This is a genomic window from Rhodococcoides trifolii, from assembly GCF_014635345.1.
Taxonomy (GTDB): Bacteria; Actinomycetota; Actinomycetes; order Mycobacteriales; family Mycobacteriaceae; genus Rhodococcoides; species Rhodococcoides trifolii.
The window spans coordinates 227,346-253,963 of the sequence record NZ_BMCU01000002.1; the positions used below are offsets into that span (position 1 = coordinate 227,346).

Annotated in this window: 27 protein-coding genes; 18 read left to right on the forward strand and 9 right to left on the reverse strand. The window is 66.2% G+C overall.

Features of this window, described 5'->3' with window-relative positions; all coding sequences use genetic code 11:
• Positions 1-60: 60 nt before the first annotated feature.
• The 4 genes from IEW02_RS08105 to era all read left to right on the forward strand — a co-directional run bounded on the left by IEW02_RS08105 (position 61) and on the right by era (position 3,916).
• Entirely contained in the window at positions 61-1,080 is a 1,020-nt protein-coding gene (locus IEW02_RS08105; protein WP_229745994.1) for a PhoH family protein, read from the forward strand.
• A 61-nt stretch (positions 1,081-1,141) separates the two neighbouring features.
• Positions 1,142-1,702, forward strand: a complete 561-nt coding sequence (gene ybeY / locus IEW02_RS08110) for an rRNA maturation RNase YbeY (RefSeq protein ID WP_188544312.1) — start codon at positions 1,142-1,144, stop codon at positions 1,700-1,702.
• Positions 1,699-3,003, forward strand: a complete 1,305-nt coding sequence (locus IEW02_RS08115) for a hemolysin family protein (RefSeq protein WP_188544313.1) — start codon at positions 1,699-1,701, stop codon at positions 3,001-3,003. Before ybeY ends, IEW02_RS08115 begins: the two co-directional genes overlap by 4 nt.
• Positions 2,996-3,916, forward strand: a complete 921-nt coding sequence (era, locus tag IEW02_RS08120) for a GTPase Era (protein ID WP_188544314.1) — start codon at positions 2,996-2,998, stop codon at positions 3,914-3,916. Before IEW02_RS08115 ends, era begins: the two co-directional genes overlap by 8 nt.
• A gap of 27 nt (positions 3,917-3,943) precedes the next feature.
• On the opposite strand, the gene IEW02_RS08125 is transcribed toward era, so the two are convergent.
• The 3 genes from IEW02_RS08125 to IEW02_RS08135 form a co-directional block, all read right to left on the reverse strand.
• A complete protein-coding gene (locus IEW02_RS08125; RefSeq protein ID WP_188544315.1) occupies positions 3,944-6,313 on the reverse strand; it encodes an FdhF/YdeP family oxidoreductase in 2,370 nt (789 codons plus the stop codon).
• 90 nt (positions 6,314-6,403) lie between these two features.
• Positions 6,404-6,985 (reverse strand): TetR/AcrR family transcriptional regulator, encoded by a 582-nt coding sequence (locus IEW02_RS08130; protein ID WP_188544316.1) that lies wholly within the window; start codon positions 6,983-6,985, stop codon positions 6,404-6,406.
• On the reverse strand, positions 6,976-8,376 hold the full coding sequence (locus IEW02_RS08135; protein WP_308933166.1) for an amidase: 1,401 nt from the start codon (positions 8,374-8,376) through the stop codon (positions 6,976-6,978). The genes IEW02_RS08130 and IEW02_RS08135 overlap by 10 nt, the downstream gene beginning before the upstream one ends.
• A 73-nt stretch (positions 8,377-8,449) precedes the next feature.
• Between IEW02_RS08135 and IEW02_RS08140 the strand changes: the two genes are divergently transcribed.
• From IEW02_RS08140 to IEW02_RS08160, 5 genes are read left to right on the forward strand one after another with little or no spacing between them, the layout of a single operon-like run.
• Complete coding sequence (locus tag IEW02_RS08140) at positions 8,450-9,505, forward strand: VIT1/CCC1 transporter family protein (RefSeq protein WP_188544317.1); 1,056 nt, start codon at positions 8,450-8,452, stop codon at positions 9,503-9,505.
• A gap of 11 nt (positions 9,506-9,516) precedes the next feature.
• Positions 9,517-10,011, forward strand: coding sequence for an SRPBCC family protein (locus IEW02_RS08145; RefSeq protein ID WP_188544318.1), 495 nt, complete (start codon positions 9,517-9,519; stop codon positions 10,009-10,011).
• A 15-nt stretch (positions 10,012-10,026) separates the two neighbouring features.
• The gene (recO, locus tag IEW02_RS08150) at positions 10,027-10,914 is read left to right on the forward strand and encodes a DNA repair protein RecO (RefSeq protein WP_188544319.1); all 888 of its coding nucleotides are present in this window, start codon (positions 10,027-10,029) and stop codon (positions 10,912-10,914) included.
• Complete coding sequence (locus IEW02_RS08155; protein ID WP_188544320.1) at positions 10,874-11,677, forward strand: isoprenyl transferase; 804 nt, start codon at positions 10,874-10,876, stop codon at positions 11,675-11,677. Before recO ends, IEW02_RS08155 begins: the two co-directional genes overlap by 41 nt.
• A complete protein-coding gene (locus IEW02_RS08160) occupies positions 11,674-12,081 on the forward strand; it encodes a YbjN domain-containing protein (RefSeq protein ID WP_188544321.1) in 408 nt (135 codons plus the stop codon). Before IEW02_RS08155 ends, IEW02_RS08160 begins: the two co-directional genes overlap by 4 nt.
• A 124-nt stretch (positions 12,082-12,205) precedes the next feature.
• On the opposite strand, the gene IEW02_RS08165 is transcribed toward IEW02_RS08160, so the two are convergent.
• Positions 12,206-12,724, reverse strand: a complete 519-nt coding sequence (locus IEW02_RS08165) for an acyl-CoA thioesterase (protein WP_188544322.1) — start codon at positions 12,722-12,724, stop codon at positions 12,206-12,208.
• 69 nt (positions 12,725-12,793) lie between these two features.
• On the opposite strand from IEW02_RS08165, the gene IEW02_RS08170 reads away from it, so the two are divergent.
• Positions 12,794-13,558, forward strand: coding sequence for an 8-oxoguanine DNA glycosylase OGG fold protein (locus IEW02_RS08170; RefSeq protein WP_188544323.1), 765 nt, complete (start codon positions 12,794-12,796; stop codon positions 13,556-13,558).
• 1 nt (position 13,559) lies between these two features.
• On the opposite strand, the gene IEW02_RS08175 is transcribed toward IEW02_RS08170, so the two are convergent.
• The gene (locus IEW02_RS08175; RefSeq protein ID WP_188544324.1) at positions 13,560-13,994 is read right to left on the reverse strand and encodes a Fur family transcriptional regulator; all 435 of its coding nucleotides are present in this window, start codon (positions 13,992-13,994) and stop codon (positions 13,560-13,562) included.
• Positions 13,995-13,999: 5 nt separating this feature from the next.
• The gene (locus tag IEW02_RS08180) at positions 14,000-14,359 is read right to left on the reverse strand and encodes an ArsR/SmtB family transcription factor (RefSeq protein WP_188544325.1); all 360 of its coding nucleotides are present in this window, start codon (positions 14,357-14,359) and stop codon (positions 14,000-14,002) included.
• Positions 14,360-14,491: 132 nt separating this feature from the next.
• Between IEW02_RS08180 and IEW02_RS08185 the strand changes: the two genes are divergently transcribed.
• Positions 14,492-15,877 carry a glycine--tRNA ligase gene (locus IEW02_RS08185; RefSeq protein ID WP_188544326.1) on the forward strand — a complete coding sequence of 462 codons (1,386 nt, stop codon included), beginning with the start codon at positions 14,492-14,494 and terminating at the stop codon, positions 15,875-15,877.
• Position 15,878: 1 nt separating this feature from the next.
• On the opposite strand, the gene IEW02_RS08190 is transcribed toward IEW02_RS08185, so the two are convergent.
• Together IEW02_RS08190 and IEW02_RS08195 are read right to left on the reverse strand one after the other, a co-directional pair.
• Positions 15,879-16,703 (reverse strand): hypothetical protein, encoded by an 825-nt coding sequence (locus tag IEW02_RS08190; RefSeq protein ID WP_188544327.1) that lies wholly within the window; start codon positions 16,701-16,703, stop codon positions 15,879-15,881.
• Entirely contained in the window at positions 16,690-18,735 is a 2,046-nt protein-coding gene (locus IEW02_RS08195) for a TPM domain-containing protein (protein ID WP_229745888.1), read from the reverse strand. Before IEW02_RS08195 ends, IEW02_RS08190 begins: the two co-directional genes overlap by 14 nt.
• A gap of 92 nt (positions 18,736-18,827) precedes the next feature.
• Here IEW02_RS08195 and IEW02_RS08200 point away from each other — a divergent pair, with 92 nt between their 5' ends.
• The 7 genes from IEW02_RS08200 to dnaG are packed head-to-tail and all read left to right on the forward strand — an operon-like array spanning position 18,828 to position 26,331.
• Positions 18,828-19,760 (forward strand): ABC transporter ATP-binding protein, encoded by a 933-nt coding sequence (locus tag IEW02_RS08200; protein WP_188544328.1) that lies wholly within the window; start codon positions 18,828-18,830, stop codon positions 19,758-19,760.
• The gene (locus IEW02_RS08205; protein WP_188544329.1) at positions 19,757-20,533 is read left to right on the forward strand and encodes an ABC transporter permease; all 777 of its coding nucleotides are present in this window, start codon (positions 19,757-19,759) and stop codon (positions 20,531-20,533) included. Before IEW02_RS08200 ends, IEW02_RS08205 begins: the two co-directional genes overlap by 4 nt.
• Positions 20,530-21,792 carry a sensor histidine kinase gene (locus tag IEW02_RS08210; protein WP_188544330.1) on the forward strand — a complete coding sequence of 421 codons (1,263 nt, stop codon included), beginning with the start codon at positions 20,530-20,532 and terminating at the stop codon, positions 21,790-21,792. Before IEW02_RS08205 ends, IEW02_RS08210 begins: the two co-directional genes overlap by 4 nt.
• Complete coding sequence (locus IEW02_RS08215; protein WP_188544331.1) at positions 21,789-22,394, forward strand: response regulator transcription factor; 606 nt, start codon at positions 21,789-21,791, stop codon at positions 22,392-22,394. Before IEW02_RS08210 ends, IEW02_RS08215 begins: the two co-directional genes overlap by 4 nt.
• Positions 22,395-22,416: 22 nt before the next feature.
• Positions 22,417-23,106 (forward strand): YdcF family protein, encoded by a 690-nt coding sequence (locus tag IEW02_RS08220; RefSeq protein ID WP_188544332.1) that lies wholly within the window; start codon positions 22,417-22,419, stop codon positions 23,104-23,106.
• The gene (locus IEW02_RS08225; RefSeq protein ID WP_188544333.1) at positions 23,103-24,362 is read left to right on the forward strand and encodes a deoxyguanosinetriphosphate triphosphohydrolase; all 1,260 of its coding nucleotides are present in this window, start codon (positions 23,103-23,105) and stop codon (positions 24,360-24,362) included. Before IEW02_RS08220 ends, IEW02_RS08225 begins: the two co-directional genes overlap by 4 nt.
• Positions 24,363-24,393: 31 nt before the next feature.
• Entirely contained in the window at positions 24,394-26,331 is a 1,938-nt protein-coding gene (gene dnaG / locus IEW02_RS08230; RefSeq protein ID WP_188544334.1) for a DNA primase, read from the forward strand.
• On the opposite strand, the gene IEW02_RS08235 is transcribed toward dnaG, so the two are convergent.
• Positions 26,317-26,562, reverse strand: a complete 246-nt coding sequence (locus IEW02_RS08235; RefSeq protein WP_188544335.1) for a hypothetical protein — start codon at positions 26,560-26,562, stop codon at positions 26,317-26,319. The genes dnaG and IEW02_RS08235 overlap by 15 nt on opposite strands.
• Positions 26,563-26,618 lie beyond the last annotated feature (56 nt).

The following is a 26,618-nucleotide window of genomic DNA, read 5'->3' on the forward strand; positions in this document are numbered from 1 at the left end:
GCAGGCCATAGCCACCACGTGAGTGAACACAACGATCTCTCCCGTTCCAGCAAGCGGAACGTGATCCCGGCTCGCACGGGGACGTCGAGCATCGAGTTGGCACCGGAGACGATGTTTCCGTTGCTGGGTTCCGCGGACGAGAACCTGCGGGCCCTCGAGCAGGAACTGCGCGCGGATGTGCACGTACGCGGCAACGTGGTCACCTTGTCCGGCTCCCCGGCCGACGTGGCCCTGGCCGAGCGGGTCATCGGAGAACTGAGCGGCATCGTGGCCGGCGGCCGGACGATCGGTCCCGACGCCGTGCGCCGCACCATCGCCATGCTCACTCAGGGGGTGTCCGAATCGCCGGCCGAGGTGTTGAGCTTGGACATCCTCTCCCGCCGCGGCAAGGTCATCAGGCCCAAGACCCTGAACCAGAAGCGCTACGTCGACTCGATCGACGAGAACACCATCGTGTTCGGGGTGGGTCCGGCCGGTACCGGCAAGACGTACCTCGCGATGGCCAAGGCCGTGCAGGCTCTGCAGGCCAAGCAGGTCAGTCGCATCATCCTCACGCGTCCGGCGGTCGAGGCCGGCGAGCGTCTGGGCTTCCTGCCGGGCACCCTGCACGACAAGATCGACCCGTACCTGCGCCCACTGCACGACGCCCTGCACGACATGATGGACGTCGAAGCGATTCCGAAGCTCATGGCGGCCGGGGTCATCGAGGTCGCTCCGCTGGCGTACATGCGAGGCCGGACGCTGAACGATGCCTTCATCATTCTCGACGAGGCCCAGAACACCACGGCCGAGCAGATGAAGATGTTCCTGACCCGACTGGGCTTCGGATCGAAGATCGTGGTCACGGGCGACGTCACGCAGGTCGACCTGCCCGGCGGGTCGCGATCGGGTCTGCGCGCGGCCACGGAGGTTCTCGTCGACATCGACGACATCCACTTCGCGTTCCTCGACAGCTCCGACGTGGTGCGGCACCGGTTGGTGTCCGACATCGTGGACGCGTACGACCGCTTCGAAGCGGGGGATGCGAAAATGGGCAACCGCGCGCAGCGCCGGAGCGGACCTCGGTCGGCGCAGCGCTGACCACGAACCACATCGAAGGAGCTCTACCGGTGTTCACCACCACTCCCACGGCGAGCGCACGATGAGCATCGAGGTCTCCAACGAGTCGGGGATGGACATCTCCGAGACCGACCTGGTCAGCGTCGCCCGTTTCGCCATCGCGCGCATGGACGTGCATCCAGCGGCCGAGCTGTCGATGGTGCTCGTCGACTCGGCGGCCATGGCGGATCTTCACATGCGCTGGATGGACCTGCCGGGCCCGACCGACGTGATGTCCTTCCCGATGGACGAACTCGAGCCAGGGGGACGTCCCGACTCGCCCGACCCGGGTCCGTCGATGCTCGGGGATATCGTGCTGTGCCCGAGCTTCGCCGCCGAGCAGGCGGAGAAGGCCGGTCATCCGTTGGCCCACGAACTCGCACTCCTCACCGTGCACGGCGTGTTGCACCTACTCGGGTACGACCACGCCGAACCCGACGAGGAGAAGGAGATGTTCGGGCTCCAGAACAGCCTGCTCGACGAGTGGTACGAGGACCTGCGCCGGGCCGAGAACGAGGCTCGTTCCGCTCAGCGCGACTCGACCCTGCTCGGACGTACAGGTTTCACGTCGCCCGGGTTCGATCGCCCCAGTTCGACTCAGTGAGCAGCGCGCCTGCACTGATGGTGCTCGCGGTAGCCGCGGTGCCCATCGGTGGGACGTTCGCTGCCATCGACGCAGCTCTCAACACCGTCTCCGCCGCTCGCGTCGAGGAGATGGTCAAGGACGGGCGACCCGGGGCCGTCGAACTCCTGAGGATTCTGTCCGACCGCCCGCGGTACGTGAACTTGATGGTGCTGCTGCGCATCCTGTGCGAGATCGGTGCCACGGTGCTGCTCGCGGGTGCGCTGGTCGCGTGGATCGACACCGCTCTCGCCCTGTCGATCACGGCCCTGGTGATGGTGATCGTCGACTACGTCGTGATCGGCGTCGGACCGCGAACGCTGGGACGCCAGCACGCGTATTCCATCGCGCTCGCATCCGCATATCCGTTGCGCGCCATCGGTATTCTGCTCGTGCCCGTCAGCCGACTGCTGATCCTCGTGGGCAACGCGATCACGCCCGGCAAGGGATTTCGCAACGGCCCCTTCGCTTCCGAGATCGAACTGCGCGAGCTGGTGGACATGGCGCAGGAGCGCGGCGTGGTGGCCGACGACGAACGCCGCATGATCCAGTCCGTTTTCGAGCTCGGGGACACCTCGGCACGAGAAGTGATGGTGCCGCGCACCGAGATGGTGTGGATCGAGCGCGACAAGTCCGCCGGGCAGGCCACGTCTCTCGCTGTGCTGAGCGGACATTCGCGTATCCCGGTCATCGGGGAGAACGTGGACGACATCCTCGGCGTCGTGTATCTCAAGGATCTGGTGCAGCGCACGTACACCTCCGCCGACGGCGGTCACAGCGTGCGAGTCGACGAGGTGATGCGGCCGGCCGTGTTCGTTCCCGACTCCAAACCGCTCGACAGCCTGCTCGCCGAGATGCAGCGCGACCGCAAACACATGGCCGTGCTGGTCGACGAATACGGCGGTGTCGCGGGTCTGGTCACCATCGAGGACGTGCTCGAGGAAATCGTCGGAGAGATCGCCGACGAGTACGACACCGACGAGGTAGCGCCGATCGAAGAGCTGGGCGACGACCGCTTTCGGGTGTCGTCGCGACTTCCTCTCGAGGACCTCGGCGAGCTGTACGACGTCGAGATCGACAACGAAGAAGTCGACACGGTGGGCGGACTACTGTCCTACGAGATCGGGCGCGTTCCGTTGCCCGGAGCGCGGGTGGAGACGCACGGGTTGATCCTCGTCGGCGAGGGTGGGGCCGACGCGCGCGGTCGTGTACGTGTGTCGACGGTTCTCGTCGAACGTGTGCCGGTGCCCGAGGACGATAGCGAAGAGGGCGACAATGACTGATCTCGAATCCGATCGTGCTGAATTCCGTTCGGGCTTCGTTTGTTTCGTGGGCAGGCCGAACACCGGTAAGTCGACGCTGACGAACGCGTTGGTGGGGTCGAAGATCGCCATCACGTCCTCGCGTCCGCAGACCACCCGCCACACCATTCGCGGCATCGTCCATCGCGACCATGCGCAGCTGATTCTGGTGGACACTCCCGGACTGCACCGTCCGCGAACGTTACTGGGGCAGAGGCTGAACGATCTGGTGCGCGACACCTACTCCGAGGTGGACGCAATCGGCCTGTGCATCCCTGCCGACGAGAAGATCGGTCCCGGTGACCGCTGGATCCTCGAACAGGTGAAGCACAACGCGCGCGGTACCACCATCGTGGGTCTCGTCACCAAGATCGACAAGGTGTCGAAACAGCGTGTGATGGAGCAACTTCTGGCGCTGTCGAAGCTGCTCGGACCGGAGACCGAAGTGGTTCCGGTGTCGGCGGCGTCCGGCGAGCAGGTCGAAGTGGTGGTCGACGTCTTCGCCAAGGCTCTTCCCCTCGGGCCGGCGTTCTATCCGGACGGTGACCTCACCGACGAGCCCGAAGAGACGTTGATGGCCGAGCTCATTCGTGAGGCGGCACTCGAAGGCGTGCACGACGAACTGCCGCACTCCCTTGCCGTGGTGATCGAGGAGATCGAGCCGCGGGAAGGTCACGAGAACATGCTCGACGTTCGCGCCACCCTGTACGTGGAACGGCAGAGTCAGAAGGCAATCGTGATCGGCAAAGCGGGGTCGCGTCTGCGTGATGTCGGTACCGCCGCGCGCATTCAGATCGAGAAACTGCTCGGCACCCGCATCTATCTCGACATCCACGTCAAAGTGGCGAAGGACTGGCAGCGCGATCCGAAACAGCTGGGGCGCTTGGGCTTCTAGCGCCCCAGCTGGTCCGGATTATGCGGGTCAGGACAGGTGCTCGGGCTCGGTCTGCGACTTGTGTCCCTCGTCCGACCCGACGCGGTCCTGACCACCCTGAGACGTCGTCGAGGATCCGGCCTTCGCAGGGCTCAACGACACGATGATCGACTTGGACGTCGGGCAATTGCTGTCCGTCGCACTGGAATCGAGCGGCACCAGCGGATTGGTCTCCGGGTAGTACGCCGCCGCGGAACCCTTCGGTGTCTTGTACTCGACGATTCGGAAGTTCTCCGCCACGCGGACGACGTCGTCGTCGTCCCACTTGGTGGTGATGTCGACGAAGTCGCCGTCGCGAAAGCCCAGTTCGGCGACGTCGTCGCGGTTGACGAAGATGACTCGCCGTCCGCCCTCGATCCCGCGGTACCGATCGCTCAAACCGTAGATCGTGGTGTTGAACTGATCGTGGCTCCGGAAGGTCTGCAGAAGCAGATGTTTCGGCGGCACCTGCAGGGCATCGATGGGTGAGACGAAGAATTCGCCCAGGCCCGACGTGGTCGGGAATGTGCGCGAGTCGCGCGGCGGGTGCGGGAGAATGAATCCCCCCGGACGACGGACGTTGACCTCGTAGCCTTCACAGCCCGGCACGACGCGTGAGATGTGCTCGCGGATGGTGCGGTAGTCGTCGCGGAACGACTTCCATTCGATCCCGTATCGGTCGCCGATGGTGGCTTCCGCGATGCGGGTGAGGATGTCGACCTCGGATTTGACGTGAGCGCTGGGCGGATCGAGCGGGCCGCGCGAGGAATGCACGGAACACGTCGAATCCTCCACGGAGATCCACTGCGGACCGCCGGCTTGGATGTCCTTCTCCGTGCGGCCCTTCGTCGGAAGTATCAGTGCCACGTCACCGGTCACGAGATGCGAGCGGTTGATCTTGGTCGAGATGTGCACTGTCATCTTCGTGTTGCGCATGGCGTCGAACGTGATGTTCGTGTCCGGCGCGGCCTGGGCGAAGTTGCCACCCAGTCCGAGGAAGAAGTGCACCTTGCCGTCACGCATCGCGCGGATGGAGTCGATCGTGTCGAGACCGTTCTCGCGGGGCGGGTCGAAGCCGAATTCCTTCTCCAGTGCGTCGAGGAAGTGCTTCGGTGCACGCTCCCAGATGCCCATGGTGCGGTCACCCTGCACGTTCGAGTGTCCGCGGACGGGGAACAGGCCCGCATTGGGCTTACCGATGTTGCCCTGGGCGAACGCGAGGTTGGTGATCTCCTTGATGGTGTTCACCGCGTTCTGATGCTGGGTGATGCCCATTGCCCAGCAGAACACCGTTCCTTTGGACTCGCGCAGCATCTGCGTGGCCTCGGTGATCTGCGCCCGCGTCAGGCCGGTGACGGTCTCGACCTCGGCCCAGTCGACCTCGGAGACGTGCTGCTTCCACAGGTGAAAGTTGTTGGTGTACTTGTCGATGAATTCGTGATCGAGTGCGTCCCACTCGACCAGGAGTTTGCCCATGGCCTGGAACAGAGCCAAATCGCCGTTGATGCGGATCGGAAGGTGCAGATCCTCGAGATCCGTTCCGGGTCCGACCATTCCGCGAGGTGTCTGCGGGTTCTTGAAGTTGATCAGCCCGGCTTCGCGCAACGGGTTGATCGCAATGATCTTCGCGCCGTTCTGTTTCGCCTTCTCGAGCGCGGACAACATGCGCGGGTGGTTAGTGCCGGGGTTCTGACCGGCGAGGATGATCAGGTCGGCGCCGTAGACATCGTCCAACGTGACGCTCGCCTTACCGATACCGATGGCCTCCTGCAGCGCGAACGAGGTGGACTCGTGACACATGTTGGAACAGTCGGGAAGGTTGTTCGTGCCGTACGCACGGACGAAGAGTTGGTAGACGAACGCGGACTCGTTGGATGCACGACCCGAGGTGTAGAACGTGGCCTCGTCGGGGGTGAGCGACTTCAACTGGTCGCCGATCAGCGTGAAGGCCTCGTCCCAGTCGATGGCCTCGTAGTGGGTTCCGCCCGACCGTTTGACCATCGGATGCGTGATGCGTCCCTGCTGACCGAGCCAGTGTTCGCTGTGGGAATCGAGGTCCGCGATGGAATGCTGCGCGAAGAACTCGGGAGTTGCGCGCCTCTTCGTCGCTTCCTCGGCCACGGCCTTGGCGCCGTTCTCGCAGAATTCGGCTGCGTGGCGGTGACCGGGGTCCGGGTCGGGCCACGCGCAGCTCATGCAGTCGAAGCCCTCTGCCTGATTGAGCTTCAGCAGGCTCTTGGCCGTGCGCGTCGGGCCCATTCGCTCGAGTGACCGCTTCATCGAGACCGCGACGGCCGTGATTCCCGCGGCGTGCGTCTTCGGCTTCTCGATGGACAGGTCGGCCTCGTCGTAATCCTGCGAGTCGTGCGTCGTCGTCATGTCTCCAGTGTGCCCCGCGGTGGCCGAGTCGAACCCGACCGTTCTCGATTTCCAGGGGCACGAATTGCGGGTATGCACTGCTGACGCGACTCAGATCGGGTGGTCGACGGACCCGTCTCGGGTTGCGCTCTGCAGCAGCGCGACGACGGCGTCGGTGATGTCGACGGGGACCGCGCCCGTCGCCAATCGCCGCAGTTGGATGCCGGTCACGGTTGCCACCATCGTGGGGGCCAGCCGGTGCGGGTCCGCTGCTCCGAGCCCGTTGAGGATCGTCACGGCCAGACGGTCGTAGGCGGCGAAACATTCCGCTGCGGCGGAGCGCAATTCGGGATCTCGGCCGGCGTGGATGTACATCTCGAACGAGGCCAGTTGGTAGGTGGTCCCGGACAGATCCAGTGCGATCTGCTCGGTCATCGCCGCGGCCCCGGCCAGGTCCAGGTCCGCATCCCGGTATCGCTCGGCGAGTTCCACCAGTCGCGAGGTTTCGGCGTCGACGAACCCCAGCAACGCCGCCCGAAGCAGATCGGTCTGGGTTGCGAAATGGTAGGTGACCGAGCCCAGCGCGACGCCGGCCTCGGCAGCGATGCGCCGGTTGCTGACCGCGGCGACGCCGTCGCGGCCGACGATGTCGAGGGTCGCCGCAAGAATGCGATCGCGGACGCTCACCACCATTTCTCCGGTCGGATCACGTCCCAGCGCAGAATTGACTCGAGTTGGGCGGCAACGGAAACGAGAAGCCGCTCGGAACTGTCCGGCCCCATCAATTGCACGCCCACCGGCAGCCGGTCTCCGGTGAAGCCGGCCGGGATGTTGACGCTGGGCCACCCGAGGACGTTCCACGGCCAGGTGTACGGGCAGGCGCTGGTGACGACGCGATCGGTGGCCGAGTTCGACAGACCGTCGATGGCGTCGAGTGGCAGAGGAGACGATGCGGTGGTGGGTGCGAGCACGATGTCGTAGGCATCGAAGATCCGACCGATCTGCTTCTGCGCCAACCGCTCTGCTGCCCGTGCCACGCGGAGAACGCGGCCGCGGGCGAGCTTGCCGTTCCGCGCGTTGGCGCGGGTTCGCGGGTCGATGACCGTCGTATCGGGCAATCGGTCCACCCAATCGGCGATTCCGGCCATCGATCGAGGCAGAAACCCGAGTCCGGCCACGACGCCGTAGTGGGGGTCGTCGACGGACACGCGGTGGCCGAGGCTGCGCAACGCGTCGGCGATGCGGTAGACGCCTGCCCGCACGTCGGGATCCAGGGTGATGGTGAACGGGGCGTACGCCGATCGCAGCGACAGTGCAATGCGCAGCGACCCGGGGTCACGGCCCACCGCGTCGGACACGGTGGTGGGGGCGGGCCGGTGGAGGTCGCCGTCGACCGATCCTTGGAGCACGTCCAACAGCAGCGCTGCGTCGGCGACCGTGCGGGCCAGCGGTCCCACGACGGTGAGGCCGTGAAACGACTCGGGGTCCGGGTAGGAGGAGATGCGACCGCGCTGGGGCTTGATGCCCACGAGGTTGCACCACGCCGCCGGAATCCGGACGGAACCGGCTCCGTCGGAGCCGAGCGCGACGGGCACGAGACCGGCCGCGACTGCAGCCGCGCTGCCGCCGGACGACCCACCGGGGGTGTGCTCGCGGCCCCACGGGTTGCGGGTTTGCCCGAAATGTCCACCGGTGAGCGGCCATTGACCGATCTCCGGCGTCGTCGTCTTACCCACGATCACGGCGCCCGCAGCGCGGAGTCTGCTGACGACAGCGGAATCGGCCGTCGCGGGACGGAAGAGACCGGGACAGCCGAATTCCGTTGTCTCGCCGATGATGTCCGTGTCGTCCTTGATCGCGACGGGTACACCGAGCAGGGGAGCGTCGTCGCCGGCGGCACGTCTGCGGTCGGCGTCGGCTGCGTCGGCGAGCGCGGCGTCGCGTCGCACCACTCGGAACGCGTTGAGGCTGCGTTGACTGTCGTCGATCCGGTCGAGGGTGCGCTGGACGAGGTCGACGGACCGAGTGCCGGCGGCGAGAGCGTCGAGGTGATCGGTCAGTCCGGACGGGGCAGTGGTGGTCACCAGGTCTCCTGTTCGTTCGAACGAACAGTATCCCGAATGGTCTTCACCGTCCACGCCGGGGAATCATCTGGGCATGAACACAGCACCGTCCGCTCGTGACATCCGGCGTTGGCGCCAGTACCTGGCCGACGAACGTGCCGAAGCGGCTGTGTACCGGGACCTCGCCGGCCGGCGTACTGGTGAGGAGCGCGACATTCTTCTCGCGCTGGCCGAGGCGGAGGGACGGCACGAGGAGCACTGGCGAAAGCTGCTGGGAGACAACGTCGGCAAGCCGGGGCGCGGCGGTCTCCAGGCGCGGATGTTACGGGTTCTCGCCCGACGGTTCGGGTCGGTGTTCGTCCTGGCGCTCGCACAACGAGCCGAGACGCGGTCACCGTACTCGTCCGACGCCGATGCCACGTCCGCTATGGCCGCCGACGAACAGATCCACGAAGAGGTGGTCCGTGCTCTCGCGGCGCGTGGACGCAGTCGACTGTCGGGAACGTTTCGCGCGGCAGTGTTCGGAGCGAACGACGGGTTGGTCAGCAACCTCGCGCTGGTCCTCGGTATCAGCGGATCCGGGGCGTCGAATCAGTTCGTCCTCCTGACCGGACTCGCCGGCCTGCTGGCTGGGGCCCTGTCGATGGGAGCAGGGGAGTACGTCTCGGTACGGTCGCAGCGCGAGTTGCTCGAAGCGTCGAACCCCGCCGAGTCGGCGCGAGATGCGGTACCGAAACTCGACGTCGACGCGAACGAACTGGGCCTGGTGTACCGCGCCCGCGGAATGTCGGCAGCGGACGCCGATGCACGAGCAGCAGAAGTCCTCCGGGGCCATACCTTCGGTGACGACGAGACCACGGCGCCCGACGACCACGAATCGGTCGGAACCGGGTTGGGAGCTGCCGCAGCAAGTTTCAGCTTCTTCGCCTCGGGTGCCATCATCCCCGTCCTGCCTTATCTGTTCGGCCTCGAGGGGTACGTGGCATTGGCCGTCGCCGCGGTTCTGGTGGGCATCGCGTTGTTGGGAACCGGTGTCGTGGTGGGACTTCTCAGCGGTGGACCGCCGCTGAAGAGAGCGCTTCGGCAGTTGGCGATCGGCTACGGCGCTGCCGCGGCGACGTATGTCCTGGGCCTGCTGTTCGGTGCGTAGGGTCGTGGTTCATGAGCCGTTCCAAGACCGTCAGCGACAGTGTCGTCGTCGCCGCTGATCCCCAGTCCGTGTATGCCGCCGTCTCCGACCCGACGCGCATGGGGGAGTGGAGCCCGGAGAACCGCGGTGCCACCGTGACCGACGCCCGCGGTGCGGCCTACGTGGGCATGACCTTCGTCGGCCGCAACAAGCGCGGCGGCGCGCAGTGGGTGACCTTGTGCACCGTGACCGCGGCGGATCCGGGCAGCCGGTTCGCGTTCCGCGTCCACGGCATCGGCGTGAAGAGCCCGCGGCTGAAGGCACGCAACGCGTCCTGGGAGTACCGCTTCGAGCAGGCCGAGGGCGGAACCCGCGTCACCGAGACGTGGACGGACGACCGTCCGTGGCCGGACTTCGCCGCCACCGTGTTCGACAAGATCGTCACGCGTGGGTCGTTGTTCGCAGACTTTCAGCGTCGCAACATCGCGACGACGCTGAAGAATCTGAAGGCTGCTTTCCCTGCGTAGGTGGATACTGGTCTCATGAGGCCGTACCGCGACAACGCTGTGGTGTTGCGCCAGCACAAGCTGGGCGAGGCCGACCGCATCGTCACCCTGCTCACTCGCCGCACCGGTCTGGTGCGCGCGGTGGCGAAGGGTGTTCGCCGCACCAAGTCGAAGTTCGGTGCGCGCCTCGAGCCGTTCGCGCACATCGACGTGCAGCTCTATCCGGGCCGCAACCTCGACATCGTGACGCAGGTACAGACCATCGACGCGTTCGCCGGGGACATCGTCGCCGACTACGGCCGATACACCACCGCGTGCGCCATCTTGGAAACTGCGGAACGGCTCGCGGGCGAGGAGCACGCACCGGCGCCGCGCCTGCATCACCTGACGGTCGGCGCGCTGCGTGCGGTGAGCACTCACGTTCATCCGAGCGAGTTGATTCTCGACGCCTACCTGTTGCGTTCGATGAATTTTGCCGGGTGGGCGCCGTCGCTCGACGAGTGTGCGAAATGCGCCGCGCCCGGACCGCACCGCGCGTTCCATGTCGCGGCCGGTGGCTCGGTATGCATCCACTGCCGCCCACCGGGCGCATCGACACCCGCGCTCGGAGTGCTGGACTTGATGAACGCGCTTCAGGTGGGCGACTGGGACAGCGCAGTCGCGAGTTCGGAGTCGGTGCGCAGCCAGGCCAGTGGTCTGGTGGCCGCGCACCTGCAGTGGCACCTGGAGCGGAAGCTGCGGACGCTGCCGTTGATCGAGCGCAGTACGGATCGGGCGCATCGGACCGGCGGGCAGGCCGGAGGCCGGTCGGAGGGCGGCGGGCAGGCCGGAGGCCGGTCGGAGGGCGAGGTACCCGGTTTGTTGACGCGGGACTTGGTGCAGGATGAAGATCGTGATTCGACGACGCGAGCAAGCTCGGCCTGACAGGGTCGTCCGCCCACCGGACCCGCACCCGTCGGGCGCGACTCCGCCGAAGATCGACGCGCAGTTCGTTCCCCGCCACGTCGCGCTGGTCATGGACGGCAACGGGCGTTGGGCCCAGGATCGCGGGCTTCCCCGTACAGCGGGTCACGAACGTGGCGAAGCGGTACTCATGGACACCGTCTGCGGGTGCATCGACATCGGCGTGACGTGGCTGTCCGCCTACGCGTTCTCGACGGAGAACTGGCGACGCAGTCCCGACGAAGTGCGCTTTTTGATGGGGTTCAACCGGGACGTGATCAGGCGCCGACGCGACGAGATGCACGAGATGGGTGTACGCGTCCGATGGGCCGGACGTCGACCTCGGTTGTGGGCCAGCGTGATCAAGGAACTCGAGGTTGCCGAGGAGCTCACCGAGGACAACACCGTGATGACGCTGACCATGTGCGTCAACTACGGCGGACGAGCCGAGATTGCCGACGCCGCGAAGGAAATCGCGCGTCGAGCGGTGGCGGGCGAACTGAACCCGGACAAGATCACCGAGGCGACGGTCGCGAAGTATCTCGACGAGGCGGACATGCCCGATGTCGACCTGTTCCTCCGGCCGTCCGGCGAGCAGCGGACGTCGAACTTTCTCCTGTGGCAGTCCGCGTACGCGGAGATGGTGTTTCAGGAGAAGCTGTTCCCCGATTTCGACCGTCGGGACCTGTGGGCGGCGTGCCTCGAGTACGCCCAACGTGATCGACGATTCGGTGGTGTGAAATGAGCGAGGACGAAGCTGTTGCGGCCCTGCAGGATCGGGCACGGTTGGCGTTGACGAACTTCGCCGACGTCACGGTGAACGAGGACGGTTCCCTGGGTTTCGGGTACGCAGGAGCTCTGTGCTCCCTGCGGGCCTTGGCTCTCTCGCCCGGTTTGGAGGTGCTCTCGCTGACCGCGGTGTTGGCGTGGGATCGGCCGATCAAGCCGGCATTGCACAAGAAGGTGGCGGAGCGAAATGCCGAGTCGCAGTTCGGTTCCATTGCGATCACGTCGACAGGGAAACTCGGCGACATCGTGATGCGGTACGCGTTCCCTGCGACCGGGTTGGACGACGAACCGCTGATGACGATGCTGGTGCTGGTGCTCTCGGGAGTGGAGAAGGCGCGGGAGGGGCTACGGCCGTTGTGATCGGCCGGTGCGGTAGATCACGACGGCTCGCGATACCACCGTGTGGACATAGGCTCACGTCGAGCCGTGCGCGTTCGTCTACGTCGTGTGCGGATCGAGGATTGCGATCGGGAAGATCGACAGGTCACGCCGACGTCGGTCGCACCGCATCCGACAGCGCCGTCGCCCACTCGGGTAATACTTCGGGAAGGGCCCAGTCACCGTTCAGCGCAAGCACTTCCGATGGCGGAACCGATGCTCCGGACCCGTCGAGGTACCTGATGGCGACGACGGCGGATGCGTACTCGCGCCCGTCGACGACGAACGCCTGATCGAAGTAGCCGTTCTTCGTGTCGAACCCGACGAAGGTGGTTCGGACGTCGTACTTGGTGCCGAAGGTGAGCGACCGCCGGTAGACGATGGTCTGGGCCGCGACCACGGGGTGCCACGTGCGAGCGCGCAACTGTCGCCACAGACCGGTCTTCACGAGGTACGAGGTGCGCCCCGCGTCGAGCACGGACAGATACCGGCCGTTGTTCATGTGCATCAGGATGTCCAAGTCCGAGGGCATGACGCGGAAGGTCGTCGTGTACGGCTTCCCGATCGCGGCATTGCCGTGCCGAGTCCCGATCAGTCGTACGAGCCAGCGAAGCGTCATCAGCATGGGCACATGGTCGCACTCCCCGAATTTCGATCGGCGGCAGTGTCGGTGCCGTCTGTCATCATCTCGCTCATGACAGCATGGGTTGGGGAACCTGCACTACCGGAAGCATGCATCGAATGGTGTCGCGCGCGTTCGTACGAATACGACGTTCTCGGGGACCAGTCCGAGGTCGACCTGGACTGGTGGAACACGCGGTTACGGGCGGCCTCGATCCCGGCAGAACTGCACGCCGGGTCGTACGCCGGTTTCGATACCGACACGGGCATCGCGTACATCCGACGCGGTGATCTCGCGACCCAGCGTCTCTCTCCGCGAATGGATTTGACGACTCTGTACCTGTGCGCCGCCTGGCTCATCGGAAACCGTGCACGCACCAAAGCCAAACGGTTCGCCGACGCTCGCGACTTCTCCGACGAGGGCAAGGACGCACCGTTCGAGCGCATCGAGTCGGCTCTGGATCAGTGTCGTTGCCCGCCCGCATTGTTCGACCTAGGTCCGCAGCGGCAGTGGTCCGGCTGGCCGAAGGCACCCGGATTCGGACCAGTCACCCTGTCGTTGTTCGCGTGGGCAGCCGGCTCCGACGCCATGATCGACCGGCCGCAGCTCGTGGACGAACAGGCGTTGTGCGAGCTGGTGCACCTCGGGTGGGTAGAGAAACCTGCGGCGACCGGAATCACCGTGAAGCGGTATCTGAAGTACTGCGAGGTGCTGTCGGGGTGGTCCCGCCAGGCGGGAGTGCGCGCCGAGTTGATCGAGATGTGGCTGGTGCGGTCGTGGCGAGCACGTCAGCGGTCGCCGTCTCCGTTCCTGACGGAGTTTCGCGACGCGCTGTAGGTCAGTTCTGCGCGCACTCCGTGCAGGTGCCGAAGATTTCTGCGGTGTGCTGGACGTCGGTGAAACCGTTGTCGTCGGCGATCTTGTGGGTCCAGGCTTCGACGGCCGCGCCCTCGACCTCGACGGTGAAGCCGCACTGGCGGCACACCAGGTGATGGTGGTGACCGGTGGAACACCGTCGGTACACGGACTCGCCGGAATCGGTGCGCAGAACGTCGACCGTGCCCGCGTCGGCCAGGGTCTGCAAGGTTCGGTAGACGGTGGTCAGACCGATGCCGGCTCCACGTTTGCGCAGTTCGTCGTGCAGATCCTGGGCGGACTTGAACTCGTCGATGGTGTCGAGGAGGTCCGAGATGGCGTTGCGTTGTTTGGTGGTCCGTACTCCGATGGGGCGGCGCACGGTGGTGACCTCGGTGTCGGATCTGTCGGGGGTCATCGCCGTCACCCTTCCTCGGCGTGCGCAACGGCGTCGACGACGATGTGCGAAAGGTGGTCGTCGACGAGCCGGTACATGACCTCGCGCCCGTTGCGTTCCCCGTGCACCACCCCGGCGGACTTCAGAACGCGCAGGTGCTGGCTGATGAGGGGTTGCGTGACTCCGAGGGCACCCACCAACTCGTGCACGCACCGCTCGGACTCGCGTAGTTGCAGCACGATCGCGATGCGCACGGGCGCGGCGAGTGCTCGCAGGATGTCGCCGGCTGCGGCGAGGGTCTCCTTGGGCGGTAGCGGCGCAGGTGGAGCGGGTACGAAGGGATTGACCTCGTGTGTCTCCAGTTCGATGATCGTCTCGTCCTGCATATGACCCCGCTTCCTTATTGCAAACCATAACCATTTTGATATGCAGGTTCGTGCATGTCAACTCGGCCCGATAGTGTGAGCGGACATCAAGTCCCCAGACCTTTGAGACACAGACGATGGAGAGCTAGCCCCGTGGCACCGAAGTCCAAGATCGATACCGTTGCCAACCTCGCGAAGCGCAGGGGACTCGTGTTCCCGTGCGGCGAGATCTATGGCGGAACCAAATCGGCATGGGACTACGGCCCGCTCGGCGTCGAACTCAAGGAGAACATCAAGCGGCAATGGTGGCGGAACATGGTCACCAGTCGCGACGACGTCGTCGGCCTCGACTCGTCCGTCATCCTTCCGCGCGAGGTGTGGGAGGCGTCGGGTCACGTCGAGACGTTCTCGGATCCTCTCGTCGAGTCGCTGCACACGCACAAGCGCTACCGCGCCGACCACCTCATCGAGGCGTACGAGGAGAAGCACGGCCACCCGCCCGAGAACGGCCTCGCGGACATCCGTGACCCGGAAACCGGTGAGCCCGGAAGCTGGACCGAGCCGCGCGCGTTCTCCGGCTTGCTCAAGACCTTCCTCGGCCCGGTCGACGACGAGAAGGGCCTGCACTACCTCCGCCCGGAGACGGCGCAGGGCATCTTCGTCAACTTCGCGAACGTGCTGACCACGTCGCGCAAGAAGCCGCCGTTCGGCATCGGCCAGATCGGTAAGAGTTTCCGCAACGAGATCACGCCCGGCAACTTCATCTTCCGCACCCGTGAGTTCGAGCAGATGGAGATGGAATTCTTCGTCAAGCCCGGCGAAGACGAAGAGTGGCACCAGTATTGGATCGACTACCGCATGAAGTGGTACACCGATCTCGGCATCGACCCGGAAAACCTGCGGCTCTACGAGCATGCGAAGGAAAAGCTGTCGCACTACTCCAAGCGCACCGTGGACATCGAGTACCGCTTCGAGTTCCAGGGCAGCGCATGGGGCGAACTCGAAGGCGTCGCCAACCGCACCGATTTCGACCTCTCGACGCACTCGAAGCATTCGGGCACCGATCTCAGTTTCTACGACCAGGCGGGCGACGAGCGCTACACGCCGTACGTCATCGAACCTGCTGCGGGACTGACCCGTTCGCTCATGGCGTTCTTGGTCGACGCGTATCACGAGGACGAGGCGCCCAACTCGAAGGGCGGTGTGGACAAGCGCACCGTGCTGCGTCTGGACCGTCGTCTGTCGCCCGTGAAGGCAGCGGTGCTGCCGCTCAGTCGAAACGCGGATCTGACTCCGAAGGCGAAAGACCTTGCGGCAGCGCTGCGTCAGCACTGGAACGTCGAATTCGACGACGCCGGCGCCATCGGCCGCCGATACCGTCGCCAGGACGAGATCGGTACGCCGTTCTGCATCACGGTCGACTTCGACACGCTCGACGACCAGGCCGTCACCATTCGCGAGCGGGACAGCATGGCGCAAGAACGAGTCGCGCTCGATCAGGTCGAGGGATATCTTGCGTCGAGGTTGATCGGGGCCTGATTCAACGTCGGCACGCCATCCCCTGATACGCCACCAGCTGACGCTGCAGCTCGGTCGGCACGGGGATGCGCGCATACACCGGCTTGTCGTCACCGAACGCGAGGTAGATCGGAAAGACGAAGGGCTTCTTCGAATCTGCGATGACGTGTGCCTCGCACGATGCGGTGGTGATCGTCAGCGGAACCGTCACCGAGTCGGTGTTCGCATCGAGGGTCTCGGGGAGATCGGCCTTCAGGCCGTAGAGGAGGCTTCCGGCCAGTTCGTCGACGCGGATGGGCCCGTCGAACTTCCCTCGCGTCACCTCGAGACTCGCGTTCAGCGGATCGGTGGAGACCGCGGGCGGTGCCGAGATCGACAGCGTCAGAGTCACTTCCGACTCGACGCGCTCGGCGGTGCATTCCTCGGAGTGAATGCGGTCGATGATGTCGTAAGGCTGGTCCAGCGGAACGTCGACGTCCCGTTGCGGCTCGCCCTCGCGGGTGACGGACAGGCGGGCCGAGAGGGGTTCGACGCTGGAATCGCACACCGCTGCGCCGTAGAGCGTGGGGATGTCGATGCGGCTTCCCTGCTGCAACTGCACGTCCCGCACCGACGGGGGCACCGAGTCGAAACCGGGGGAGTCGAGGGCGATGGAATGCACGTCGACGGGCCGCTCACCCGTGTTGGTGACGGTGATCTGAAACTGTCCGCCGGTCGCGTCGTCCACACGTGAGCGATACGCCGACGCCGATATCTCGGATGGGGGTGCAGGGGCAGGTGCGCCCCCGCAGCCGGTCAGCACCAGCACGAGAACCGCCCCTACGGCGGCGATCCTAGAAGCGGCCACCGGAGGTCCGCCCGATGCGACCCGAGCTGGAGGAACCACCGAACGAGCCGGGTCCGCCGCCGAAACCACCGAAGCCACCGCTTCCCCGGTTGCCGTAGGACCGTCCGCCTCCGAGTCCGCCGCGCAACACACTGTCGATGAGGACGCCCGCGAGGATCCCACCGGCCTGAGACCCCATCGACCGGCCCTGATACCCGCCCTGCACCCGCTGGCGGGTGTCCCATTGCTCGACTTCGGATTGAGCGACCTGCGACGCCGACGACGCGTATTGCGTTGCTGCTCCGGCATGTTGAAGAGCGCGAGACGGGTCCGTCGTCGCGAGTTGCCGCGCCGCGGCCAGGTTGCGCTCCGCTTCCGACAGTCTCGTGCGTGCTTCGGCGCCGATGGCACCGCGCCGCGTCGAGATGAAGTCACCGGCGGCGCGCACCTGGGCGGCGGCGGCGTCGATGTCGTGCGCGAGGCGTTGGGCGGCGTGCTCGCGTTGCGTTTTGGACTCGGCCGCCGCGGCGAGCAGGGAATCGAGTTGCGAGTCGGCGGCCACGATGGCGTTCATGCTCCCGAGAGGATCGCTGTCCTTGGACGTCTCGGCACGTGCCAGTGCCGCTGCCGCTGCATCCTTGGCTGCGGCCAGAGGTGCGCCGCCGTGCGCGGCAAGTTGTTCGGCGGTCCGGATGTCGGCTTGCACGTCCTTCATCGCCGCAGGCAGAGAGGCAATTGCGTTCGCAATGTCGCTCTCCGCGTGGTCGACCGCATCGAGGAGAGTGCGCGCCTGCGTCAGGGCGCTCTCGGCCGTACGCACGGCCGCGACCACCGGACCCTGCTGACCGACGGGCAGGGCGGCGGCGGTGCGACCTGCGTCGATGTTCTCCTCGGCGAAGGCGATCTGTCCGGACGCCAGCTCGACGTTGTGGGCAACCGGCGCCACCGTGCTCGCCGGGAATCGTGCGTTCAGTGCGTCGAGCACAGTCTGCGACTCGGGAATGCGCACCCTCAGCGCGACCTGATCTCGCGTCAGCGCGTCCAGTCGATTCGGGGCGTCGATGAGCAGGTCGCGGACATTGTCGAACGCGTCGACCTGCTCGTCGAGCCGGCGGTCCGCCTCGGCGCAGGATCGCACCAGCTCGGTGAGCATGTCGCGGCGCTGCTGCGGCGTCTCCGGAATCGCATCGTCGAGCCGCTGCCTGATCGTGAAGGCGCTGGCGAGAGCCGATTTGGCCCCGTCGAGCGCCTGCAGAAACGGTTTCGCCGCGGCGTCACCCAGTTCACCGCGCGCCGTCTCGAGCTCGTCGGCGCTGGTCCGGATGGCGTTGTCGGTTTCGACGAGAATTGCCTTGGCGCGCTCGTCGAGTACTTCCATCGGGAGGGTCGCGAGTGCGGCGGGATCGGTTTCGTCGATGGACTTGGCGGACTCGACGGCGGCGAGCAGCTTGGCCTTGCGTCTGCGGCGCAGAAACAGGAAGACCAGGACGGCGATCACCACGACCACGCCGACCGTGATCCACAGCCCGGTCGAACTGGTCGACGTCGTGTCGGTGGCGATGTCGTCCGAGAGTCCGCCCGCGGCGGCAATCGCTGCCCCGGCCCAATCATCTTGTCCGAGAGCAGGTTCGATGGCGTCGGTGCGAAGATCCGTCAGCTCCTGATCGGTCACCGACGTCAGCTGCTGCGGAACGTCGATCGCGTAGGAACGGTCGACGGTGGCGACGGTCATCAAGACGTCGTTCACACCGAGGTCGCTCAGAGCGGACGTCTGCTGCGCCCATTCCTCATTGTCCAGGTTGTCGAAATCGGCGACGAACACCACCCACAACCGCACGCGGTGCGCGTCGTACAGATCGTCGATCGCGGACTGGACGTCGGCCGTGCTGCCGTCCAGAGCGCCGACGACGTCGGTGATCTGGTTGGGAAGACGCACGGGTGCATCGGCCCATGCCGAAGGGGCGCCGACCAGTCCGAGCAGCATCGTGAGGAAGGTCAGCGCGAACAGCCGAACCGAACAGCGACCGCGCCGACGCGGAACCGGAGAACTCATGATCGTGAATCTACCGCCCATGACAGTTGTCACGGCGCGATCGTGACGGCCGGACGAGGCGTCGAAGCCGCCGACAGGTCACAGTGGTACCCATGACCACACCAGCGATCGAACTCGTCGATCTCCACAAGCGCTTCTCGGTGAAGGGCGGTGACCCCGTCCAGGCCGTGGACGGCATCGACCTCACGATCCAACCCGGTGAGATCGTGGCGTTCCTGGGGCCGAACGGCGCCGGCAAGACGACCACGATCGACATGCTGTTGGGCCTCGCCACGCCCGATTCGGGGGCCGTGCGGCTCTTCGGTCGTCCGCCCGAAGAGGCCGTCGCGACCGGCCGGGTCTCGGCGGTGATGCAGAGCGGCGGTCTGCTCAAGGACCTCACCGTGGAGGAGACGGTGCAGCTGGTCGGTGCACTGTTCGTCAGCACCAGGCCGGTCTCGGAGGTACTCGAACGCGCCGGGATCGCAGACATCGCCGGCCGGATGGTGGGCAAGTGTTCCGGCGGTCAGCAGCAGCGGCTGCGATTCGCGCTGGCCTTGCTGCCCAACCCGGACCTGATCGTGCTCGACGAACCCACCACGGGCATGGACGTGGAAGGCCGACGCGACTTCTGGCGGGCCATGCGCGAGGACTCGGCGCGGGGGCGCACCGTCCTGTTCGCGACGCACTACCTGGACGAAGCGGATGCGTACGCCGACCGAATCGTGTTGGTGCGCCAGGGCAAGATCGTCGCCGACGGTTCCGCGGCGGAGGTCAAGAACCTGGCGTCCGGAAGAACGGTCAGTGCCGTGTTGCCACAGGATCGGCACCACGAGATCCGAGACGTGCCCGGCGCCGACACCGTCGAGGTGCGAGGTGATCGAATCTTCGTGCACACCAACAGCTCCGACGACGTGGCGCGGTTCCTCCTCACGCGCACCGGCGCACACGACGTGGAGATCGTCGCCCACAACCTCGAGGATGCGTTCCTCACACTGACCGCATCCGAGACCTCCGCAGCCGAGAAAGCAGGGAGTCCCGCATGAGCATCCAGTCCGTCGACCGATCGTTGCCGCCTCGCGGTGGGTTCTCGCTCCCGTTCCTGATGCTCGAGCTCAAACGCATGATGCGCAACAAGAGGACCCTGGTCTTCACACTGTTGTTGCCGCCCATGTTCTTTCTCATCTTCGGACTGCAGTCGGATTACAAGACGCAGCCCTACGGCCAAGCGAACGTCACCGGCTACATCATGGTCAGCATGGCTGTCTACGGCGGGATGCTGGCCACCACCAGCGGTGGTGCGACCGTGGCCATCGAGCGAGGCCTCGGCTGGAGCAGGCAACTGCGCCTGACGCCGCTCAAACCCGCCGCGTACATCGCGACGAAGATCGTGATCGCCATGGTGCTCGGAATCATGGCCGTCGCAGTCGTTTTCGCAGTCGGCGCGTTCTTCGGGGCGAAGCTTCCCGCAGCGGCTTGGGTGGCGTGTTTCCTGATCGCGTGGCTCACTTCCATCGTGTTCGCCGCGTTCGGGTTGTTCATGGGATACCTGCTCCCGTCGGAGAACGTGATGCAGATACTCGGTCCGGGCCTCGCAGTGCTGTCCTTCGCCGGTGGACTGTTCGTTCCGCCCACCGGATGGTTCGAAACGGCGTCGAAGTTCTTCCCCACCTACGGTGTGGCCACGCTCGCGCGCGCACCGCTGGGGGAGAACACCACGAGTTCCCTCGTCGCCGCGGTGATCAACCTCGTGTTCTGGTCCGTCGTCTTCGCCCTGGGTGCACGCGAACTGTTTCGGCGGGACACGGCGCGGGTGTGAGTGCCACCGGGCAGGCCGGAGGCCGGTCGAAATCTACCGGGCAGGCCGGAGGCCGGTCGAAATCCACCGGGCAGGCCGGAGGCCGGTCGAAATCCGCAGCAGGTGCGCCGCTGAGCGAGCGCATCACCGAAGCGATGGCGGAGGCGGGAGGCGATCCGGAGACGGACGCGGACCGCCTCCGTCGGGGGCTGCGGCGGGGCTGGTTCTTCAGCGCGATCTGGCTCGTATACCTGTTCGATCCGGTTCGCACGATCGTCGAATCGGACGTCTCGGTTGCGCGTCGGGCCACGGCACTGCTGTCGCTGGTGCTGTTCGCGGCGACATACCTGCTCAGCTTCGCCGAATTCCGGTCTCGCATCGCCAAAGGTCCGATTGCATCCCCCTCGCGTCAGTGGATGCTGCTGGGTGCCTTGGTGATACTGCTGGTCCCCGCGGCTCCCGTTGCGCGCGAATCGATCCTGGCCGGTGGCGTCTACATCGCGGTGATGGCCGTGTTCACGCTGCCACTGGCGCAGGCTGCCGTCGTGATCGCCGCGTCCGCAGCGGCTTTCGTCGTTCTTCCGCGCATCGTGCCGGGATGGAGCGCGGACGACGGAACGGTGTTGTCGTTGTTGGTGGCCAGCCTCGCCGCGTGGGGTGTCGGACAATTGATCGTGCGCAACATCGAACTGCAGCGTGCGCGTCAGCGCATCGCAGACCTCGCGGTGGTCGAGGAGCGCGAACGGTTGGGCCGCGACGTGCACGACATCCTCGGCCACACCTTGACCGTCATCACGGTCAAGGCAGAACTCGCGGGCCGGCTCGTGGACCTCGATCCGCTGCGGGCGACGCGGGAGATCGCCGAGGTCGAGGCCCTGGCGCGGACCGCCTTGAGCGACGTCAGGGCCACGGTGGGTGGGTTGCGCACGGTCACTCTGGACGTCGAATTGATCCACGCCAGAACGGCTCTCGATGCGGCGGGTATCGACTTGGTGCTGATCGGAGCGGCGACGGACGCCGAGAGCAACTTTCGTGAGGTGTTCGCCTGGACGGTGCGGGAGTCGGTCACCAACGTCGTCCGGCACAGCGGAGCGTCCCGCTGCTGCATCACTGTCGAACCGTCACGGATCGAGATCGTCGACGACGGAAAGGGTTCCGATCCGGGTGACGACACGGGCAACGGACTGCGCGGGTTGAGGCACCGAGCCGACCGGGCGGGCACCGTCCTCACCGCCGGGGCGGCGGGCGGCGGGTTTCGCGTCATTGTGGAGGCGCCGTGATCAGATTGCTGCTCGCCGACGACCAGGGGTTGGTGCGGGGTGCACTCGCAGCGCTTCTCGGACTCGAAGACGATCTCGAGGTGGTGGCCGAGGTGGGGCGCGGCGACGAGGTGCTGGCCGCGGCACAACGATCCGCACCGGATGTGGCGCTGCTCGACGTGGAGATGCCCGGAATGGACGGCATCGAAGCGACTTCGGTGTTGCGACATGCTCTTCCGTCCTGCCGAGTACTCATCGTCACCACGTTCGGACGCCCTGGATACGTCCGCCGGGCGCTCGACGCGGGAGCGTCGGGATTCGTGGTCAAGGACACCCCGGCGCGCCAGCTCGCCGACGCGGTGCGGCGCGTGCACATGGGTCTGCGTGTCATCGACCCGACGCTTGCCACCGAGACCTTGACGTCCGGAACGTCGCCGTTGACCAGCCGCGAGCGTCAGGTACTGACCGCGGCGGCAACCGGTGCGACGGCATCGGCCATCGCGAAGGAACTGCACCTGTCGGAAGGAACCGTCCGCAACCACCTCTCGTCCGCCATCGGCAAGACCGGGGCGACGACGCGGACCGAGGCGGCGCGCACAGCCGACCTCAACGGGTGGCTCTGACGAAGCTGGCACAATCGACCGCGTGAACACCGCCACCGATCCCGACTACGGGAGATCGCCCCGGCCCGAACGTCTCGGGTTCGGCGGCACCCTGGCGCGCTGGACCGGTCGGTTGATCGTGGGTGTGGTGCTGATCGCGGTGGTCCTCGTGGCCGGTACCGCGGCTCGGGTGTGGCAGGTGGCCCGCGGCGACGACTACACCCCGTCCGACGCCATCGTTGTGCTCGGCGCCGCGCAGTACGACGGAACACCGTCGTCGGTCTTCGAAGCGCGGCTCGAGCAGGCCCTCAAGCTGTATCAGGCCGGAGTGGCTCCGACCATCGTCACCGTCGGTGGCAAGCAGATCGGCGACAACTACACCGAGGCGGCGTCCGGCAAGACGTATCTGGAGGCGCAGGGTGTTCCGTCGGACGCGGTCGTCGCCGTCGAAGAAGGATCGGACACTCTGCGCAGCATCGAGGCGGTGGCTGCCGAGCTCGGTGCCCGCGGCGTCAACCGGGTGACGCTGGTGAGCGACCCCTGGCATTCGCTGCGCACTCGGACGATGGCACGCGATGCGGGTCTCGAGGCGTGGACCGCCCCGACCCGGCAGGGACCGGCCGTCTTCACCCGCGAGTCGCAGATCCACGGAATCACAAGGGAGACAGCAGCGTTGCTGTGGTACCAGCTCACCCATTTCTCGGCCGATTTCCAGTACACGGCCAGCCAGTGAGCTACTCCGAACACGATCTCGAACGCGTCGTCGCCGAACACCCGAAGACCGCAGGCCTGCCCGACTCGAACGAGCGCGCCGCCCATCGCAGCGACCTTGCCCGCGACCGCGCACGGGTGCTGCATTCGGCTGCGCTGCGCCGGCTCGCCGACAAGACTCAGGTCACCGGACCGCGCGACGGGGACACACCGCGCACGCGGTTGACGCACTCGCTCGAGGTGGCGCAGATCGGCCGTAGCATCGCCGACGGTCTGGGCTGCGATCCTGACCTCGTCGACCTCGCGGGTCTGGCGCACGACATCGGGCATCCGCCGTACGGCCACAACGGAGAGCGGGCCCTCGACGAGGTCGCGGCGAACTGCGGCGGCTTCGAAGGCAACGCGCAGAACCTACGCATCCTCACGTCGCTGGAGCCGAAGGTGCTGGCGCCAGACGGCGCGAGCGCGGGTCTCAACTTGACCCGTGCCGCGCTGGACTCGGCGATCAAGTACCCCTGGACGCGCCCCGAGCCCGGCGCGAAGTTCGGCGCCTACGACGACGACGCAGACATTTTGGCCTGGGTTCGCGACGGCGCTCCCGAACGCTCGCAGTGCCTCGAGGCGCAGGCCATGGACTGGGCCGACGACGTCGCCTACTCGGTGCACGACGTCGAGGACGGCATCATCGCCGGTCGCATCGACCTGCGCTCGCTGGCCGATCCCGCCGAACAGCGCGCCTTGGCCGATTTGGGCACCCTCGAATTCCGCGGTCTGGTCGCGGACGATCTGGCCGAGGCCGCCGGACGGCTGTCCGAGATGCCCGTCGTCGCCGACGCGACCGGCTACGACGGCACCCTGACCAGCTCGGTCGCGCTCAAGCGGCTCACGAGCGAACTGGTCGGGCGCTTCACCACGGCCGCCGTCAGCAGCACCCGGCGGGACGTGCCTCTTCGCCGCTACGACGCGAACCTGGTGGTCCCGCCGCTCGTCCGCGCCGAAGTGGCGCTCCTCAAGACGATGGCGTTGCGCTACGTGATGTCGGACGAGGGGCATCGGACTCGGCAGGATCGCCAACGGGACCGAATTCATCGCGTCGCGCAGTGGTTGTTGCACTCGGCGCCCGTCGGGTTGGACCCGATCTTCACGCCCGCGTGGAACGCGGCCGACGACGACGCCGGGCGCACCCGTGTGGTGGTCGATCAGATTGCGTCGTACACCGAGACGCGACTCGAACGCGTCGACAAAGCGAGCCTGGGAGCACAAGCGAGCTGGGGCTGAGGCTGTCTGTGGTGAGCTCTAGACTGGGGGAGTGGCAGGCCGAATTCCCGAACGCGATGTAGCCGCCATTCGCGACCGCGCTCGCATCGAGGACATCGTGGGTGAGTACGTGGCGCTGAAGGCACCGCGTGGCGATTCGATGATGGGGTTGTGCCCGTTCCACGACGAGAAGTCCCCGTCGTTCCACGTGCGGCCCAACCACGGCACGTTCCATTGCTTCGGGTGCGGTGAGGGCGGGGACGTCTACACGTTCCTGCAAAAGATCGAGCACATCAGCTTCGTCGAGTCCGTGGAACAGATGGCCGATCGGCTCGGCTACCAGATCTCCTACGAGGGTGGCGGAACGTCCGTTCAGCGCGACCGCGGGACCCGGTCGCGCCTCGTCGCGGCCAATGCCGCAGCCCAAGCGTTCTACGCGGAGCGGCTCAAAGGTCCCGACGCTCAAGCCGCTCGTGACTACCTCACCGAGCGCAACTTCGACGGCGCTGCGGCACTCGAATTCGGCTGCGGGTATGCCCCCGACGGGTGGGATACTCTCACGAAACACTTGCAGCAGAAGGGTTTCGAGTTCAAGGAGCTCGAAGCGGCCGGTCTGTCGCGGCAGGGCAAGCGAGGGCCGATCGACCGCTTCCATCGCCGATTGCTCTGGCCCATCCGCAACCTGGCCGGTGACGTGATCGGCTTCGGCGCGCGCAAATTGTTCGACGACGACACGATGCCCGGCAAGTACGTCAATACGCCGGAAACGTTGCTGTACAAGAAGTCTCAGGTTCTCTTCGGTCTCGACCTGGCCAAGCGTGACATCGCGAAGGGTCACCAGGCCGTCGTCGTCGAGGGTTACACCGACGTCATGGCGATGCATCAGGCCGGCGTCAAGACCGCCGTTGCGGCCTGTGGCACCGCATTCGGCGACGAACACCTCTCGCTCCTGCGCCGGTTGCTGATGGACGACAAGTTCTGGCGCGGGGAGATCATCTACACCTTCGACGGTGACGCCGCCGGTCAGGCCGCGGCCATGAAGGCGTTCTCCGGTGATCAGAAGCTGGCGGGGCAGACGTTCATCGCGGTGGCCCCCGACGGCATGGACCCGTGCGATCTGCGCCAGAAGAAGGGCGACGCCGCCGTCCGTGACCTCGTGGCGCGCCGCACGCCGCTGTTCGAGTTCGCCATCAAGGGCGCCCTGGCCGAGTGCAACCTCGACACCGCAGAGGGCCAGGTCGAAGCGCTTCGACGGGCCGTCCCGATGGTTGCGCAGATGAAAGACCGTGCACTGCGCGACAACTACGCCACCAGATTGTCCGGCTGGGTCGGCTGGATCGACGAGAAGATGGTCGTCAATCGTGTCCGCGACGAGGCGGCAAGGATCGCCAAGGGCGGCGGGTCGGCTGCCAAGCAGCAACTGCGACGCCCAGCCGGGCGCACCGAGGAACCGGAGCCTGCCGCGCCGGTCACCATGCCCCACCCCAACCGGACCGACCCGACGCTCTGGCCACAGCGCGAGGCGTTGAAGGCCGTCATGCAGCACCCGGAGATCGCCGGGTCCGTGTTCGACTCGCTTCCGCCCGAGACGTTCGGGCACCCGGCGTACTCGGCCGTCGCCGATTCGGTGCGCGAAGCCGGCGGCACTGCAGCCGGGCTCGGGGGAAGCGACTGGCTCGAAGCCGTCGGGAACCGGGCCGAGACGCGCGGCCTCCGCTCGCTCGTCACCGAGCTTGCCGTCGAGTCGATGCCCGTCGCGGAAGAGTCTGTCCCGCGCTACATCTCGGGAGTCCTGGCCAGACTGCAGGAAGTGTGGGTGGGGCGACAGGTTGCCGAGCTGAAGTCCAAGCTGCAGCGCATGTCGCCCGTCGACAAACCCGACGAGTACAACGCCCTGTTCGGCGATCTCATCGCCCTCGAGCAGTACCGTCGCAGCCTGCTGGAGCAGGCCGTGGGCAGCACTGCCGACGCGGAGTTACCCGCGTTTTAAGTGATCACGAGGGACGAACACCGTCTGCTCGTCGATCGGCCGCAGCTGCTCCATCTTCGGTTCCGTACTGAGCGACTCGGACAGCTTCTGCCGGCCGGTCTTGAGCACCTTCTTCGTGGCAGGGCTCGACGCCACCGCCTTCGCGCCGCGGCTGATCTGCTCGTACCGGCCGCGACCGGCCTTGGTTCCGAGCACGTACCCGGCGGCGATTCCCACCAGCATCCGCATCATCGTGTTTCGGTCCTCCCGATCGTGTCCCACCATCCTGCCTGACAGCGAGACGACAT

Excerpts from the sequence above, each read along its gene's own strand:
- ybeY (WP_188544312.1), top strand. The coding sequence starts at position 1,142 with ATGAGCATCGAGGTCTCCAACGAGTCGGGGATGGACATCTCCGAGACC.
- era (WP_188544314.1), top strand. The coding sequence starts at position 2,996 with ATGACTGATCTCGAATCCGATCGTGCTGAATTCCGTTCGGGCTTCGTT.
- IEW02_RS08125 (WP_188544315.1), bottom strand. The coding sequence starts at position 6,313 with ATGACGACGACGCACGACTCGCAGGATTACGACGAGGCCGACCTGTCC.
- IEW02_RS08130 (WP_188544316.1), bottom strand. The coding sequence starts at position 6,985 with ATGGTGGTGAGCGTCCGCGATCGCATTCTTGCGGCGACCCTCGACATC.
- IEW02_RS08140 (WP_188544317.1), top strand. The coding sequence starts at position 8,450 with ATGAACACAGCACCGTCCGCTCGTGACATCCGGCGTTGGCGCCAGTAC.
- IEW02_RS08145 (WP_188544318.1), top strand. The coding sequence starts at position 9,517 with ATGAGCCGTTCCAAGACCGTCAGCGACAGTGTCGTCGTCGCCGCTGAT.
- recO (WP_188544319.1), top strand. The coding sequence starts at position 10,027 with ATGAGGCCGTACCGCGACAACGCTGTGGTGTTGCGCCAGCACAAGCTG.
- IEW02_RS08155 (WP_188544320.1), top strand. The coding sequence starts at position 10,874 with ATGAAGATCGTGATTCGACGACGCGAGCAAGCTCGGCCTGACAGGGTC.
- IEW02_RS08160 (WP_188544321.1), top strand. The coding sequence starts at position 11,674 with ATGAGCGAGGACGAAGCTGTTGCGGCCCTGCAGGATCGGGCACGGTTG.
- IEW02_RS08165 (WP_188544322.1), bottom strand. The coding sequence starts at position 12,724 with ATGCTGATGACGCTTCGCTGGCTCGTACGACTGATCGGGACTCGGCAC.
- IEW02_RS08170 (WP_188544323.1), top strand. The coding sequence starts at position 12,794 with ATGACAGCATGGGTTGGGGAACCTGCACTACCGGAAGCATGCATCGAA.
- IEW02_RS08175 (WP_188544324.1), bottom strand. The coding sequence starts at position 13,994 with ATGACCCCCGACAGATCCGACACCGAGGTCACCACCGTGCGCCGCCCC.
- IEW02_RS08180 (WP_188544325.1), bottom strand. The coding sequence starts at position 14,359 with ATGCAGGACGAGACGATCATCGAACTGGAGACACACGAGGTCAATCCC.
- IEW02_RS08195 (WP_229745888.1), bottom strand. The coding sequence starts at position 18,735 with ATGAGTTCTCCGGTTCCGCGTCGGCGCGGTCGCTGTTCGGTTCGGCTG.
- IEW02_RS08200 (WP_188544328.1), top strand. The coding sequence starts at position 18,828 with ATGACCACACCAGCGATCGAACTCGTCGATCTCCACAAGCGCTTCTCG.
- IEW02_RS08205 (WP_188544329.1), top strand. The coding sequence starts at position 19,757 with ATGAGCATCCAGTCCGTCGACCGATCGTTGCCGCCTCGCGGTGGGTTC.
- IEW02_RS08235 (WP_188544335.1), bottom strand. The coding sequence starts at position 26,562 with ATGATGCGGATGCTGGTGGGAATCGCCGCCGGGTACGTGCTCGGAACC.